The organism is Candidatus Contendobacter odensis Run_B_J11, from assembly GCF_000531125.1.
In the GTDB taxonomy this organism is placed as follows: Bacteria; Pseudomonadota; Gammaproteobacteria; order Competibacterales; family Competibacteraceae; genus Contendibacter; species Contendibacter odensensis.
In genome coordinates, this window is sequence record NZ_CBTK010000253.1 from 15,606 (window position 1) to 31,734 (window position 16,129).

The 16,129-nt window shown below is 59.3% G+C and carries 12 protein-coding genes; 9 read left to right on the forward strand and 3 right to left on the reverse strand.

Annotated features, from left to right (window positions below; translation table 11 throughout):
- Positions 1-63 precede the first annotated feature (63 nt).
- Positions 64-2,493 carry a 5-histidylcysteine sulfoxide synthase gene (gene ovoA, locus BN874_RS14390; protein WP_230314449.1) on the forward strand — a complete coding sequence of 810 codons (2,430 nt, stop codon included), beginning with the start codon at positions 64-66 and terminating at the stop codon, positions 2,491-2,493.
- Positions 2,494-2,574: 81 nt separating this feature from the next.
- Here ovoA and BN874_RS14395 read toward each other — a convergent pair whose 3' ends face one another.
- Entirely contained in the window at positions 2,575-5,328 is a 2,754-nt protein-coding gene (locus BN874_RS14395; protein WP_034434731.1) for a class I SAM-dependent DNA methyltransferase, read from the reverse strand.
- Between the two features lie 75 nt (positions 5,329-5,403).
- Here BN874_RS14395 and BN874_RS26070 point away from each other — a divergent pair, with 75 nt between their 5' ends.
- The 3 genes from BN874_RS26070 (at position 5,404) to BN874_RS14405 (ending at position 7,298) form a co-directional block, all read left to right on the forward strand.
- Positions 5,404-5,526 carry a hypothetical protein gene (locus tag BN874_RS26070; RefSeq protein ID WP_268258838.1) on the forward strand — a complete coding sequence of 41 codons (123 nt, stop codon included), beginning with the start codon at positions 5,404-5,406 and terminating at the stop codon, positions 5,524-5,526.
- Positions 5,527-5,552: 26 nt separating this feature from the next.
- Complete coding sequence (locus BN874_RS14400) at positions 5,553-6,494, forward strand: phosphate acetyltransferase (RefSeq protein WP_034434732.1); 942 nt, start codon at positions 5,553-5,555, stop codon at positions 6,492-6,494.
- Positions 6,495-6,791: 297 nt separating this feature from the next.
- Positions 6,792-7,298: a hypothetical protein gene (locus tag BN874_RS14405; protein ID WP_034434734.1), complete on the forward strand. Its 507-nt coding sequence runs from the start codon at positions 6,792-6,794 to the stop codon at positions 7,296-7,298.
- Positions 7,299-7,491: 193 nt separating this feature from the next.
- Here BN874_RS14405 and BN874_RS14410 read toward each other — a convergent pair whose 3' ends face one another.
- Positions 7,492-7,677, reverse strand: coding sequence for a hypothetical protein (locus tag BN874_RS14410; RefSeq protein WP_034434736.1), 186 nt, complete (start codon positions 7,675-7,677; stop codon positions 7,492-7,494).
- A 546-nt stretch (positions 7,678-8,223) separates the two neighbouring features.
- Here BN874_RS14410 and BN874_RS25160 point away from each other — a divergent pair.
- From BN874_RS25160 to BN874_RS22735, 5 genes are read left to right on the forward strand one after another with little or no spacing between them, the layout of a single operon-like run.
- Positions 8,224-8,988 carry a hypothetical protein gene (locus BN874_RS25160; RefSeq protein ID WP_034434738.1) on the forward strand — a complete coding sequence of 255 codons (765 nt, stop codon included), beginning with the start codon at positions 8,224-8,226 and terminating at the stop codon, positions 8,986-8,988.
- A gap of 4 nt (positions 8,989-8,992) precedes the next feature.
- Complete coding sequence (locus BN874_RS14420; RefSeq protein ID WP_051497870.1) at positions 8,993-11,188, forward strand: MFS transporter; 2,196 nt, start codon at positions 8,993-8,995, stop codon at positions 11,186-11,188.
- Positions 11,185-12,258, forward strand: coding sequence for an ABC transporter substrate-binding protein (locus BN874_RS14425; protein ID WP_230314450.1), 1,074 nt, complete (start codon positions 11,185-11,187; stop codon positions 12,256-12,258). The genes BN874_RS14420 and BN874_RS14425 overlap by 4 nt, the downstream gene beginning before the upstream one ends.
- Positions 12,255-12,710, forward strand: a complete 456-nt coding sequence (locus BN874_RS14430; RefSeq protein ID WP_051497871.1) for a GNAT family N-acetyltransferase — start codon at positions 12,255-12,257, stop codon at positions 12,708-12,710. The genes BN874_RS14425 and BN874_RS14430 overlap by 4 nt, the downstream gene beginning before the upstream one ends.
- Positions 12,711-12,754: 44 nt before the next feature.
- On the forward strand, positions 12,755-14,842 hold the full coding sequence (locus BN874_RS22735; RefSeq protein ID WP_051497872.1) for a PP2C family protein-serine/threonine phosphatase: 2,088 nt from the start codon (positions 12,755-12,757) through the stop codon (positions 14,840-14,842).
- Between the two features lie 250 nt (positions 14,843-15,092).
- Here the strand turns inward: BN874_RS22735 and BN874_RS22740 are convergent.
- Positions 15,093-16,129 (reverse strand): MFS transporter (locus tag BN874_RS22740; RefSeq protein WP_154724953.1); only part of this gene is annotated, 1,037 nt, incomplete at its 5' end.

Below are 16,129 nucleotides of genomic sequence, written 5' to 3' on the forward strand. Positions count from 1 at the left end.
GGCAAACAGCTTGCTATCCTTATACGGGTTGCAACGCCGCCAAATCTACATACAGGAGAGATTATGACCATGCCACCTGCCTCGGAGACCCCGGAGAGCGCCGCCGAACTCTGGCGGAACAATCTGCGCGGCGGACTCCATACCGAACTCACTGGCCTGCGTTCCGAGCAGTGGTGGACCGGACGGAAACCGCAGGACTGCCCCGGTCGCCAGCCGGACGGTACGCTGACTTCGTTGCCGTTGCCGCATCTGGCGAGCTGCACCCGCCAGCAGACCCTGGATTACTTCGACAATAGTTGGACATTGACCGAACTGCTGTTCTCCAGTCTCCAGGGCGAAGAGGCTTTTTTTCGCCCGCCCTATCATCATCTGCGCCATCCGATGATTTTTTACTACGGTCATCCCCCGGTGTTGTACATCAACAAACTGCGGGTGGCCGGGCTGATCGAGCAGCCGCTCAACCCTTATTTCGAGCGGCTGTTTGAAACCGGCGTGGACGAGATGCGCTGGGATGATCTCTCCAAAAATGAAATGGTGTGGCCGCGCGTGGACGAGGTTCATGCCTATCGTCAGCAGGTCTATCGCACCGTGCGGCAGCTTATCGAAACTCATCCCGGTCTGGCGTCCGGTCATCCGCCGATTACTCAGGATGATCCGCTGTGGGCATTGTTCATGGGCTTTGAGCACGAGCGGATTCACCTGGAAACTTCCTCGGTGCTGATTCGCGAGTTGCCATTGACGCTGGTGCGGCGACCGGTGGCATGGCCGCAATTGCATCCATCGGCGAAACCGGCGGAATGGGCAACCTTCGCGCCGGGTGTGGGCACCGATTACCCGCAGAACGCGCTGATTAACATATCCGGCCAGCAGTTGCGCTATGGCAAACCCTGGGCGTGGCCGTCCTACGGTTGGGATAACGAATACGGCCAGCGCGAAGTTGCGCTACAACCGTTTCAGGTCAGTCGTGCCTTGATTAGCAACGGTGAATTTTATGAATTTGTTGTCGCCGGTGGTTATCGCGAGCGGCGCTACTGGTCGGAAACGGGCTGGGATTGGCGTTCGTTTCGTAACAGTAAAGCGCCGACCTTCTGGATCCCGGATGGTCCCGCCGGCCTGCATTGCTACCGGCTGCGCAGCCTGTTTGAGGTAATCGCCATGCCTTGGGACTGGCCGGCGGAGGTGAATTATCACGAGGCCAAAGCCTATTGCGCCTGGCGTTCCGAGTGCGAGGGCCAACCCTGCCGCTTGCCCAGCGAGGCCGAGCAGCAGGCGTTGCGTGCCACCCGCCAGCATGAGGCGATCAGCGTTGGACCTGATGCCGATCCGGTGATGTGCCGGGATGGCGCAGCTTTGGCGCGGGAGTACGGCTGCAATCTCAATCTGGCTTGGAGTTCATCGTGGCCGGTGACGGCAGGCCAACCTACGCAGGACGGCGTTTACGATCTCTGTGGCAATGTCTGGCAATGGCTGGAGGATCACTTCAACCCGCTGCCCGGCGCTAAAGCCCATCCCTATTACGACGATTTCAGTACCCCCTGCTACGACGGCCAGCACCAGATGATGTTGGGCGGTTCGTGGGCGTCGACCGGCGATGAAGCCAGTATTTGGGCGCGCCTCCACTTCCGCCCGCACTTCTTCCAACACGCCGGTTTTCGACGGGTGCGGAGTGCGGGTGACGGTGGCGCGGTGCGGTTGGATCAGCCGGGATCATCGGGTCAGATTTACGAAGACCCGCAAATTTTGCACGAATATCTGCTGCTGCATTACGGGGCGGCTGACGTACAAATGCCCTATGCCTTTGGGCCAAAGGATGCGGTGGAATTCCCGCAGCGTTGCGCTCAATGGTTGCTGGACGCCGCCCGTGAGTACGGGGTGCCCACCGGAACAGCGCTGGATATTGGTTGCGCGGTAGGGCGGGCCAGTTTTGAGTTGGCGCGGGTCTACCAGAAGGTGTTGGGGGTGGATCTCAGCCGCGCCTTTATCGCTGCGGCGGACACGCTGCGCCGCGAGGGCGAGTTGGGCTATTTCTGCAAGGATGAGGGGCGGCTGGGGGCGACACTGAGCGCCATGATCGATCCGGCCATTGACCGGAATCGGGTCCATTTTCGTCAGGCCGACGCCGGTTCGCTGCCGGCGGAACTGGCCGATTTTGATGCGGTGCTGATGGCAAATCTATTGTGCCGCTTGCCCAGTCCCAAGGCGCTGTTAGGCCGGTTGAGCGGGCCGTTGGGACTGGTGAAACCGGGCGGGCTGCTGGCGATTTTCTCGCCCTACAGTTGGTTGGAGTCCTTCACCCCGCCGGAAGCCTGGCTGGGCGGCTACGAAAAGGACGGGCAACCGATCCACAGCGCGACGGCACTGGGCGCGCTGCTGCGAGCGGAAGGTTTTGATCTGTTGCGTGAGGCTGAGGTGCCGCTAGTCATCCGCGAACACGCTCGCAAGTACCAGTACATTGTTACTCATGCGATGTTGTGGCGACGGACAGGAAGTTAACGGGCTGTGGAAACGTGGCACGGGCAGGATGCCCGTATTACGACGAATGGCGCGAAGCACTGGGGTGGTTTGAAAAGGGTATTACTGAGCCGATTTTCTTCTTTTCGTCATCTTGACCCCCTCCGCTGGCAATAACGAAGTCAATTGCCGGTAGCGCTCGAACAGAAACGCGACCCGTTCCGCTTCAGTTGCGAACGTGGTTTTACCGTAAGCCATATCTACAGCGCGATCCAGCGCCCGATGCGTCTTGAGCAATTCCGGCGGCATGGTCAGCGGGTGATAAAGATCAGCCAAAGTGGCATTAGGAAAGCAGGCGCGGGCATTGAGAACAGCTTGCGCGACAGTTTTAATCGCTTGGCATTGCGCATCGGTCGGTTCCGGCCACGGAAAGTTGTTGTAGACGATGCCAGCAGAATAGCGATACCTGCTTTCCAATCGCCCACACACCGCCCGCACCCAAGCCATGTGCATAGTTGAAGACAACACCCCAAAATGGTAAAGAGTGGCGTCGGGAATAATCTTGACCAGATTGCTGCATAGTGTATCGGTCTGCATAAAACCCATCGGAATAAATGCCCGCCGCTCCGATGACACTTCCGGGATGACCAGATAAGTTGAATCCGGCTGGTTCTCCACATGAAACCGGGTTGGCGTATCCGCTAGTTTTCGCGTTGGGGCGGATTGACTAGCCAGCCGAAATTGCCGTACTGCTTCCACTCGTTTCATGGCTTCCGGCATTTTCCGCAACTGATCCGGTGGACAATGACCCAGCCATAAACACCAGCGTTCGTAGCCATTCAGAACTTCATCCGCACCCAGCCAGCGCCGAAACCACGGCGCGGCTTGTGGTTCCTTCATCAGAAATAGCGCTTTTTCATCGGTCGTGAACAGGTAATGCCCGCCATCAATCGGCTTATTGCCAATCCCGATTTCCGGTACATCACAAATCGGTCGTTGTCGATTAGTCAGCGTCACATTTGGCGCATCCACCAGATACGGATTGATATTGCTGACCCGAATGGCGTGCGGTTCCGATTTGGGCGTTTCGTAATCGAATAGCCATTTTTCCGGTTCATCCTGCCGCCAAAAACCGACAATAACGCAATGCACGGCGGCTTTACCTCGCGCCTCGCTACCCCATTGAAAAGTACGATGGGCGAAATGAATCTGGATACCACGCTGCAATAAATCCGGCCACAACACGCCCGCCTGTTCGCCCTGAGTAATTGAATTGGTGGACACAAACGCCACCCGAATCGCAGGATTGTCAGCGAGAACATCAGCGGCCTTGCGATACCAGCAGGCGACATAATCCAGCAAACCGGCATTGCGGGTATCGCGAAAGATCGTCGCCATTTCAATCCGTTGCACCGCACTCATGAATTTCGCGCCCACAAACGGCGGATTCCCAACGATGACGGTTATATCAGCGGGTTTAACCAGGGTACGCCAGTCCAGAGTGAGCGCATTACCGTGGACAATGTGGGGTGCTTTCTTCAACGGCAGGCGAATAAAATACTGGCCGAACTCCTCCGACACCCGCAAATTCATTTGATGATCAGTCAGCCACAACGCCACCTGCGCGATTTGCGCCGGAAATTCTGCCAGTTCAATTCCATAAAACTGATCCACATCCACCAGCACAATCTGACTGACATCGAGAAAATCACTGCTGCGAGTCTGGTGCAATTCCCGCAATACCGCCAATTCCAGCAACCGTAATTCCCGATAAGCCACTACCAGAAAGTTGCCACAACCACAGGCCGGGTCCAATACTCGCACCGCCGCCAGTTGTCGTTGAAACTCCAGCAAGCGCCGGGCATTGCGCCGAACCCGCTCAAATTCTGTCCATAGCCGATCCAGCAATAGCGGCCGCAGCGCCTTGAGGATATTAGTCTCGGTGGTGTAATGCGCGCCTAAATGGCGACGGGCGGCGGGATCGAGAATGGATTGAAACAGCGAACCGAAAATAGCCGGAGAAATCCGACTCCAATCCAGCGCGCTGGCATCCAGCAGCAATTCCCGCAACACCCGATTAAAAGCGGCCAGTGGTAACGGTTCCGCAAACAGCCGCCCATTGACATGCGGAAAGGCTGCTAATTGCTCATCGAGGGTGCGAAACCGCTGCTCCGGCGGGGTGTTCAACACTTGGAAAAGCTGCGCCAACTGCGGCCCCAAATCGGCACCATCTTCACCAGTCCGCGCTTCCAGATAATCCCGGAATTGCTGGCGCTCGAAAATCGCGGTGTCTTCGGCAAACAGGCAGAACAGCAACCGCACCAACAGCATTTCCAGCGGATGCCCGTCATAACCCGCCGCTTTCAAACCATCGTGCAGCCGGCCCAGTTTCTCCGCTGCCGCGATATTAACCGGATCTTCCTGACCGAATGAGCGGGTCTGATAACCGGCCATAAAACCAAACAGCCGGACGTGCTGATACAACTCGGCCAAAGCAATGTCGTGGCTTTGATCTGCGTCCAGATCGTACAAGCGAAACCGGGCAAAATCGGAGACCAGCACATAACGCGGCAAATCGCGTTCTTTCAGTCCCGGAAAATAGTCCAGCGCCTGCCGAAACGCCCGGTCGAGACTTTTGCCCCGCGACTTGTGTTCAACCAGCAGCACCCCTTTCCACAGCAGATCAATAAAACCGCCCGCGCCATCAGCCTTTTTAATCGGCGCTTCAAACGCCGCCACCCGCCGCCGGGTCACCCCAAACACCGTGAAAAACTGATCCCAGAAACTCTTGGCTTCGGCATCCTCGGACACCGCATCGGCCCACTCGCGGGAAAACGCCAAGGCACGGTCTTTGATCTCATTCCAGGACAGGGGCATGGGTGTAATATGGCAATCCTAGGCCGGTTGTGGATATAGCATGGGCATCTTACCCGTGTTCAGTTCACGGGCAAGATGCCCGTGGTCCTGTCCTCCATCGGCGAACCCAGCGGCGAACGGGCGGAGCGGCTGGCGCGGATCGAAAAATTGTTTTTGGCCGTCGCATCGAACGAACCGGGTTCAGGCCAAGTCGGCTGATCGATACTAAAAAGAGGACTGAATTTATGGAACGCAAGCACGAGAAATACCAACGGCTGATCACCCGATGTAAAGCATTGACGCCGGTGCCGACCGCTGTCGCGCATCCCTGCGACGAAAGCTCGCTCCGGTGCGCGGTGGAAGCCGCTGAATTGGGCATTTTGCAGCCGATTTTGGTGGGACCGCAGGCCAAGATCAAAGCCATAGCGGCGCAGTTCCAGCTTGACATCTCCCGCTACGAGATTGTGGACGTGCCGCACAGCCACGCCGCCGCCGATGCGGCGGTGCTACTGGCCCGCGAGGGCAAGGCCGAGATGCTGATGAAGGGCAGCCTGCACACCGACGAACTGATGGGCGCAGTAGTGCGAACCGCGACCGGATTGCGTACTGAGCGCCGCATCAGCCACGCCTTCATCATGGACGTGCCAAGTCTGGATCGGGCGATCATCGTCACCGACGCCGCGATCAACATCTTCCCGACCCTCGAAGACAAAATGCACATCATCCAGAACGCTATCGACCTTGCCCACGCTCTGGATTTCCCGCAACCCAAGGTGGCGATCCTGTCCGCCATGGAGACGGTCAATCCCAAGATTCAATCTACGGTAGAAGCGGCGGCATTGTGCAAGATGGCGGATCGCAAGCAAATCACCGGTGGCATCCTTGACGGCCCGCTGGCGCTGGATAATGCCATCAACCTCAAGGCGGCCCAGATTAAGGGGATCGACTCACCGGTGGCGGGCTACGCCGACATTCTGGTGGTGCCGGATCTGGAAGCGGGCAACATGCTGGCCAAGAGCCTGAGCTTCATGGCCGATGCCGACGCGGCTGGCATCGTCCTCGGTGCCCGGGTGCCGATCATCCTTACCAGCCGCGCCGATTCGGTGATGACCCGGCTGGCCTCCTGCGCGGTAGCTGCGTTGGTCGCTCAGGCGCGGCGGGAAACCGCCAGCAAGGCGGTGGCATGATGAGCGACGCAATTTTGGTCGTTACTGCCGGTTCGTCAGGCTGATTAGCGGCGGATTGGAACAATACAGTCGTTTGTCAGCCATGATTTTGGCGGCAAAATCCCCACTGCGGAGTCGCCATCGGTGTAACGGGTGCAGAGGAACTGCACTCGCTGGAGGAATTGGAAACCGCCGTTAAGGCGATGAAATACTCCTTACTCCAGACAACGGTAATGGAACTACCACAACCCAGAGAGGAATGTTGATGATTCCTCTCAATCCAAACGATGACTGGTGTTCTCAATCGAGGAGATGAAGATGAAATTCTTACGCATTTGCAGTACTGCCCTGGTGTTATTGCTGAGCGCCACGATTGCTCACGCGCAGGGATTTGAGCAAAGCAGCTTTCCGGCGGGTCTCGGCAAACCGGAACTGAAGTACCACTTGCTCGTGCCGGAGGGCGTCACTATCACCAACAAGAAAGGCGAGGTGTATAAGGCCGGTCAGATCGTGGTAGTGCCCGGTTCCAACGTCACGATCCTGGAATCGGCCTACGTCAAGAAGCAGATGAACGACACTGCGTTTAAGTCCAGCTTTGTCAATGAGACCAGTTATTCTGGAATGCCCGAGGAAAAGGTACGCGATTACGCGATTGTCTCGGTGAAAGTTCCCGAAGGCGTAACCGTTCAAAGTCCTGGCAAGACCATCACAGGCCCGTCGTCGGTGACGCTGATGGTGACTATGGCGGGAATGAATGCAACGCCCGATACCATTCCCGCTGAATCGTGGAACACCATGGGCGGCTGGAGTGGTTGGAACAAATAATAATTTGCCAGCGCGAGTTCTGGCGCTGAAACAACCCGTCGGGCTGGTCTGTAAGGGTTATAGCCCGATGGGGATTTCGCTGGATACCCCGAAACGAGGAGAATATCGATGATGACTTCAAGATCGGCGGGCTGAGTGTTGGCGCAACTGTCGGCATCGCCAAGGTGGCGGGGCAGTCGGCGAAGTCTATAATTTAAAGGATGTCTCGAAATTCCCCGGCACCTACACCGCACTGAATGCTGCCATCGCGTTGGGCGGCGGCGTGGGCGGTGTCCAGATGAAGAATGAAAATGGCGTGATCATGCGGCTGGAATCCCGTACCAAGGGATTGCGGTTCAACCTGAGTACGAGTGGCGTAACCGTAACAATGAATTGACATTCTCCCCGCCCCCCGCCTACGCGGGGGCAGGCTCTGAAGGACGGGGATTCCTGATTTCACAATCAGGGTTTTCTGTTTCATTGAGGAGGGACCAGAGGAGTTAAGGCTTGGTTTTCGCCGACAGGATTCCCCGGAGACGGGGAGTCTTACGCAGTTTGAGCCGCTGCCGGAAACTCCCCCAGGTCTCACCTCCTCTCCACAGACGTTATACCGTTTAGCGATAGGTTTTATCTTTATTCGTCATACCCGCGAAAGCGGGTATCCAGTCAGTCCGGCAGCGGGTCGCTGGATTCCCACATTCGCGGGAATGACGACCATAAATACGAAAACTACCGAGAATTGGTATTACATCCCGCCCGCCCGGCGGTAGGTCGAATAGGAGACATAGATGATGTTACCCAAAAGAGCGGCGCTGAAACAGTCCTCACCAGAGGGACTGCCGCCAGTTGGCGAGGCTCTCGAACCGCGCTGTCCGCTCTCCCTCCCCGGCCTAACTCGTGCTGAGCGCAGCCGAAGCAAGGCCGGAGTTTCTCGCGGAAAAGCCTGATGAGCCGCACCACTGTGGTTCAAGTCACGCTGGCGATTGCGCTGATCGTCCTCGTTGGGCTGGGTTTGACCACTTTCCTCAATTACTTCAAGTTTGAACGCTCGTTCTCACTGCTGATCGGTTCGCGCTTCGACGCAGTACTGCGGGACATGAAGAACACCATTGAAACCAGCCTGGCGCTCGGTCTGCCGATCAACGCGCTGCGCAACACCCAGTCGCTGATCGAGCGGGAGACGCAGCAAGACCCGCTGATCCTGTCCATTGAGGTGTTCGAGGCGAACGGCAATGTGGTGTTCGCTACTGACCGCGACCTGATCGGCGATCAGATTACCAATGAATGGGTTGAGGCTTGGCGTACCCACGATACCGCCGGCGCGTGGCGGCTGCGCGAGGAAGATGCCCTGGTGATCGGAATCTCACTGGTCAATAACCTCGATCTGGAAGTGGGCGGCATCGCTCTGCGCTTCTCGCGCGATTTCCATGACTCCAGCCTGAAGGCGATGTTGCTGGAACTCGGCAGCGCGGTTGCGATCCTGCTGGCAGCGGCGATCATCCTGTCGCTACTGGGTGCGTTTCTGGTGCTGCGTGCGACTCGCAGCTCATTCACTGCGATGACTGCCGCCCTGAATGCGCTATCACGGCATTCCAATCAATCCCCGCCGGCGCATCGAGGCAGCGATCCGGCGCTGGCGGCTATTGTCGCCGCGCTCTGGGAAATCGAACACACCGCCAAGGAAATTCGGCGTCTCGACGAAGAGGGCTGAAACCATGCCCACCCAGATAACTGAGCTGATGTTGATGAACGCCGCATCCGCCGTTGCCACGCCAGATGTCCCGACCGCTGACTATGCCCGCTGGATCAGTCGGCGAATCCATGCCCTGACCCTCCTCATTTTGCTGGTGGCGCTGATTGGCTTCTCCCTGTTTGCCATGCAGGCGTTTGAAGCCCGGCTCGCCCCGGAAATCGGCAGGAAATCGGCCACCATCGGCCGTATTCTGACCGCTCAGATCGAACGTGCCGTGGGCTATGGCATTCCGTTCGCCCAACTTACTGGCATGGACCCGTTTTTGTCCTCGGTATTTCAAGATAATCCCGAAGTGGCCTACCTGCTGATCACCGATGCAACCGGTACGATTTTGTACGCCGCCGGTCCCGGAGCCGTTGAAGGTCAGGCTGCTCTGGTCAGTTCCGGCGCAGTGATGCCGCTTCCAGAGGAAGCCACATCTACTCGCTCGGTGGGCGCTTTTTACGACACTGCATTGATCATGAAGCGCGGGGACAACCGCATCGGCGCGCTGCATATTGGAGTACGCCAGAGCTTTGTGCGCGGTCAGTTAGCCGAAATCGTCTATGACGTGCTGACCGTGCTGGTGGTTGCGCTGCTGGTGGCCTTTGAGATGGTGGCGGTGCTGGTGGCCTTGCGCGTCGCCCGTCCGCTGGCGCGAGCGGAACGGCTGCTGGAACGGCTGAGGCGCGGCGATTTCCGCTACGACGGCAACGGTTCCAAGAGTGACGAGGTCGGTCGTTTCACCACCGCGCTCGCAACCGTCACCCGCCGCGTCAACGAACGCTACTGGCGGCTGGTTCAAGAGGCGGAGGAAATCAAGGCCGGCCAGATTGACCCGAGTATCGTCGCCCGCATTGAAGCGGTCATGAGCCGACTCAAAACCCGCTTTCATTTCCTGGCGCTGGGTGCATTGCCGATTAACCTGCGCGAACCCAGCCTGGCGGCGGTGCGCGGGCCGCTGTTCCTGTTCGTGCTGGCCGAAGAGTTGTCGCGCTCGTTCATGCCGCTGTATATCCGCCAGCTTTATACCGCGAACCCGATGATTATCCCCGGTTTGAGCGAGGATACGATGATCGGTCTGCCGATGGCCCTGTTTATGCTGTGCATCGCTGTCACCACCCCGTTTGCCGGGTGCTGGACTGACCGCTGGGGTACGCGCCGCCTCTTCATCGTCGCGCTATTGCCAGGGCTGGCGGGCGCTATCGGCACGGCGTTGGCAGGATCGGTGCTGGATTTGCTGTTGTTTCGCAGCCTGAGCGCCATTAGCTATGCCATGGCGACCATTGCCTGCCAGGGCTATATCGCCCAGACCGCTCCGGCGGGAGGCCGGGCACGCGCCATGGCCATATTCGTCGGATCGATCATGCTGGCCGCCATCTGTGGCACCGCTATCGGTGGTGTTCTCGCCGACCGCATCGGCTACCGTGCCACCTTCCTGATCGCGGCTGGCCTGATTCCGCTGGCGGCGGCGCTGCTGTTGGTACTGTTGGATGATCCTCCGGTGCAGTGGGTCAAGCCAGACCCGGATAAGGGCAGTCAGAGCGGTTGGCGCGCCTTTCAGGCGTTGCTGGGCAACCCGCGCTTCGTCGCCTTGATGCTGGGTTCGGCGATTCCGGCCAAGATGATTCTGACCGGTTTTCTATTTTTTCTGACGCCGTTGTACTTGCGACATTTGGGCTATGACACCGCCACCAGCGGTCGGGTGATGATGAGCTACTTTGTGCTGATGATCCTGCTGGGGCCGCTGGCCGCTCGCTGGGCCGACCACAGTGACCGCCATCGATCCTTTGTGATTCTTGGCGGTCTGCTGTCGGGAACCGGAGTACTCGGCGTGTTGTATTGGAATGATCTGTGGGCGGTGCTGGCCGGGGTTACGGCTCTAGGACTGGGACAGGCGTTACTGACGGCACCGACGCTGGCGCTGATCCCGGAAATCTGCGAGCGCGAATGCCAGCGGTTCGGGCAGGCCACGGTGTTGAGCGCGCTGCGGGTGATCGAGCGGATTGGATCGGTCGCCGGCCCTCTTCTTGCCGCCTGGGTGCTGGGAAGATTTGGCTACGCCGGCAGCGCAGCGGGCAGCGGTGTCATTGTGATCACTGGATCGGTGCTGCTGGGATTAGGGTTGCTGGCGCTGGGCGACGGTCGTCGGGCCGTCCCGGGGCGAGGTTTGCCATGAACATGGCGCTGTTCCATCCCCTCCGGTGGTCATGGCTGACGACGGCGCTGTTCACGCTGATGATAGGAGTGATGGCTGCGACGCTCGCGCTGCCGACCTCCGCCGAACCTCCCATGAAAACCTACCGCATTCTCATGGTGCTCTGGCGCGGCGAGGAAGATGCCGTTCAAGGCTTCCGCGACTATTTCGCTACTCAGCGCATCCCGGTCAGTATCATGGTCCGCGACGCCGCTGGTGACCTTGCCAAACTGCCTGGATTGTTGAAGGAAGCCAAGGCGATCCGCCCCGATCTGGTGGTCACCTGGGGTACGTCGGTAACGCTGGCTCTGCTCGGCCCGTATGACGCCGCCGATCCCAACCCGTACCTTCCGGCTGCCGGTATTCCAGGCATCTTCATGATCGTCTCGCAGCCGGTGGAATCCCGGATTGTGCCGGCGCTGGCATCGTCCGGTCGCAATATCACCGGTACCGCTTATCTGGTGCCGGAGGAAACCCAACTGCGCGCCGCCCGCTCCTATTTCGATTTCGACAAAATCGGCATCGTCTACAACGACAAGGAAGACAATGCCCGCCTCAGCGTTGAAGCCTTGCGCGCCTTGGCACCGACGCTGGGCTACACCTTGATCGAGCGACCATTGCCGCTCGACCGCAAGGGCAATCCACGCGCTGACCTGATCGAACCGCTGGTGGCCGAGATCGCGGCGGCTGGGGCGCAATTGCTCTACCAGCCGCCGGATTCCTTTCTCAACGTCAACCGCGACCGCTTGACCCAGGCGGCGCTGGCGCGTGGCCTTCCGACCTTGGCCGCCGGTGAAAATCCGGTGCGCAATTCCTATGCCCTCATGGGTATCATCAATCGTTATTACACGGTCGGCCAACTGACCGCTTACAAAGCCAGGCAGATTCTGGTGGAGGGCCTGAATCCAAAGGAGATTCCGATTGAAGCCCCCAAGCGGTTCTCGTTCATGATCAACCTGCCGGTCGCCTTGCAACTAGGACGGTATCCCCCGATGAACCTGCTCAAATTCGCCGAAATCATCGAAGGTGACACGGATATCCGCCGACCATGACCGTCGTCTGCCGGATCGCCCAGCCCGCCGACTTGCCGGCGCTGCAAGCTCTATACGCCGAACTGATCCCGGAAGAAGCGCCGTGTCTGGCGGAAATGGCAGCCGCGCTGGCACGGATGGAGGCCAGCGGTCTGTCCGCAGTGTTCGTCGCCGAAGACCAGAGCGGCGTCATCGGCACCTTCCAGCTCGTGATTTACGACAATCTGGTGCGCGCCCCTCGGCGCAAGGCGATGATTGATTCGGTGATCGTCCGGCATGATCGGCGTGGGGTCGGCATTGGTCGCCAGTTGATGGCGCATGCGGTGGTGGTCGCCGCCGAACGCGGCTGTTGCAGGGTGGGCGTATCCACTGCCTTCCGTCGGCAGGTCGCCCAGTCGTTTTACGATACCCTCGGCTTTGGCCGGTTCGGCTACCATTACCTGTACCCGGTTTCGAGCGCCCCAGAACACTGAATCCGCTGGCCTATCGGCACGAAACCCGGCAGAGAATCCCACCCATGCTGTTGCGCACCCGAGTGATTGTGTTGGTCCTGTTGTCCTTCGTGCTGGTGATCGCCGGGATGCTGGTCACGGGGCTGTGGAACGAACGACTGGTCGCCGAATTGCGCGACGGCGATATTTTGCGCGGCCAGGAGACGATCTGGCGGGAATTGACCGAGGCGCGGCTGCGAATCATGGGATCGGCGCTCGCCCGCATCGCCCGCGATTCACCACTTGCTGGCGCGGTCGCCGACGAAAATCGCGCGGCACTCACCGATATTGCGTCCGGCTATCTGACGACGCTTGAGGCCGAAGGCGCCATTTCCCGCATCGAACTGCTCGGGCGCGATGGGGAAGTGCTGTACAACTCCGGTAACGAACTGTTCTGGTCAGCCAGCATTAGCGCCGATCAGATCGACGTGGTGCTGCGGCACAGCGAGACGGTGAGTGGCTTGGCGAACAATGCTAACCGTCGCCTGGTGGCACTGGTAGCTGCCCCGATCACGGTTGAAAACCCACCCGGATCGGCGCGACGCACCGTCGGTGTGGCGATCCTGAGCTTCGATGTCATGCCGAATCTGGACGCCATGCGGCAGAACACCGATGCTGCCGCCGTCCTGGTTAACCGGCGCGGACGCCTGATTCAGGGAACCGACCCGCAATTGTGGGAGCAAATTCGGCGCAGCGGGTCATTGTCGCGCCAGCGCGAGATGCAGGTGGTCGCAGTCGCCGACCGAATGTTCGCGGTCGCCCGCATCCCGCTATCTGGCATTTCGCAAAGCCGTATTGCCGATTTGATCACTATTCGCGACGTGACGGCCGGTTATCAGCGTCAGCGTGTGATTCGCCTGACCACACTGGCGATCATGGCGGGGGTGCTGGGGGTGATTCTGCTGGCGTTGTTTCACTATCTGCGCAACGCCTTTCGTCCGCTGAACGAAGCGGTTGCAGTACTCGACGCCCTGGCGCACGGCGATACCCTGCGCACGATTGAGGGAACCATCCGCGCTGATGAGATCGGCAACATTGCCCAAGCGGTAGAAGTCTTCCGCGAGCACATGATCGCGCTCGACTCGATGAAGCGCGCCCGCGAGCAGCAGCGCCGTCGTCAGCAGCGCTTCATCCGCCAGGAGATGACCCGTCTGGCCGAAACCCTGGAACCGGGCGCACGGTCGGCGGTGTTGGAGGATCTGACCGAGATCGAAGCAGAATCCCGCCAGGCGATTGATAGCGGCGCAGTGTCGGAGAATCTTGGAATGCTGGCGACGGCCTTTGGGCACATGGCAACTCGGGTCCGCGAACAGCATCAGCGGCTCGATGAACTGATCCGTGAGTTGCGCGAGGCGCTCAAGACCAAGACCCAGTACATTGCCCTACAACAGGAACTCGACATCGCCCGCGAAATTCAACGGGCGATGCTGCCCAAGGCGTTCCCGGCGCGGGCCGAGGTGGAGATTTTCGGCGCGATGATCCCGGCCAAGGAGGTTGGCGGCGATTTCTACGACTTTTTCGTGCTGGATGAACATCGGGTGGGCGTGGTGGTGGCCGACGTATCGGGCAAGGGCGTGCCAGCAGCGCTGTTCATGGCGATTGCCAAGACCCTGCTGCGGGCTACGGCGCTGTTTCGCACCGCGCCCGGCGCCTGCCTGTCCAGGCTCAATGATCTGTTGTGTGAGAACAATGACCAGGAACTGTTCGTTACGGTCTTCTACGGCATTCTGGATCAGCGCAACGGCCAGTTTCGCTACGCCAATGGTGGTCATAACCCGCCCATGCTCATCAGTACCGATGGTTCGGTCACTCCGCTGCCGATGACCGGCGGCCTCGCGCTGGCAATCCTGGATCATCGGGATTATGCCGAAGCGGTAGTGAGTCTTGCCGCCGGCGACAGCCTGTATTTTTACACCGACGGTGTGACTGAAGCGACGGACAGCGACGGCGCGGAGTTCACTACTCAGCGACTGATCCAGTTATTGCACGGCTGGAACACAGTGCCGGCGTGGGAGATTCCGCAACAGGTAATTGATGCGGTTCACGTCTTTGAGCGCGGCGCGGATCAGGCCGACGATATCACTAGTGTGGTGCTGCGCTATGCCGGCCGCTGATGATTTTTGCGTCTGCTGACTGGATTATCTTTATGCGCTATCGCAACAAGTAATCCCCTCCTGTAAATTTTCCTGTGATGGTGAGGGCTGGTAGCGTCAGGCTAGGGCGTTAACTGAATTCAACCCGTTGATCTCAATAGGTGATGTTCATTTTATCTGCCTGCCCCACAGTTCCGATCACAGGAAAATTTACAGGAGGATATCAATTGGGAAGACTATAGCGATGCTATTTGAATTATGGCGCTACTTCTCAAGACCTGGACGAGACCGTCAACCGCTGTTCCCAATGTTGACGCCATACTATCCATCCGGCCAGCCCGATGACCAGGATTGGATAAAGGGTCGAGAGCCGGTAAATCTGCTCCAAGGCCAGCCACTCCCGCAGCGGGCCGATCACGAACGATCCCAACCCGACGCCGACCATCAGCGCGGCAATCAGCATGGACGACACCCAAGCCACCTGATCGGGAAATCGCGCCGAGGCCAGTGTGATAGTTAGCGGGAAAAAAGCCGAGCAGGCCAGCCCCGCCAGCGCGAACAGCCCCAGTCCTAGCGCGGGTGTATTCGCAGCGGGCAACAGCAGAAATGCAGTGACCATCAATACCGGCAGCGCCAGCCAGATCACCTGGGGTGCGACCCGGATCACCAGCATGGCAACCAGCAACCGGCCCGCCACCATCGCGGCCCAAAACACCGACAAGGCCAGCGCCGCCACACCCGCCGGCAAGTCCTTGGCTTCCCGCAGATAAAGCACCGCCCAGTTGCTGAAGGTACCCTCAGCGAAGGCATAAAGCACCGCGATGGCGGCAAAGATCCAAAATGCGCTGGAATTCAGTGGCGGATTCCTCGTGGCGCGATGATTCAGGCTGTCGCCGCTGGCGTCCGGCGGCAAGCGAACCGTCGCGGCGATCAGCGCCAGCAGCATACTCAGGGCCAGCAACAGCAGGGGGAAACCGACCCACAGATTCGCCCGGCTGAAACCATCCGCCAGCAGCGGTCCCACCATCAAACCGAGACCCAGCAGAGTGTGCAAGGCGACGACCCCTGCCGGCGCGTGGCGGGGGAAAAACCGGGGCGGATAGCTATTCAACGGTGCGCCACCCAGCCCGAAACTCAGTCCAAGTAGCGCCGTACCTACCAGAATCATCGGAAACACCAGCGCCGGCATGACCCAGACGCTCGCCGCCAAAGCCAGTTGTGACAACCCGTTACCCGCCGCCGCCAGCCACAGCAGCGGTTGCAGGCCCAGCCGCCGGGCCAGGGTTCCAGATCGGAAGAGCACACGTC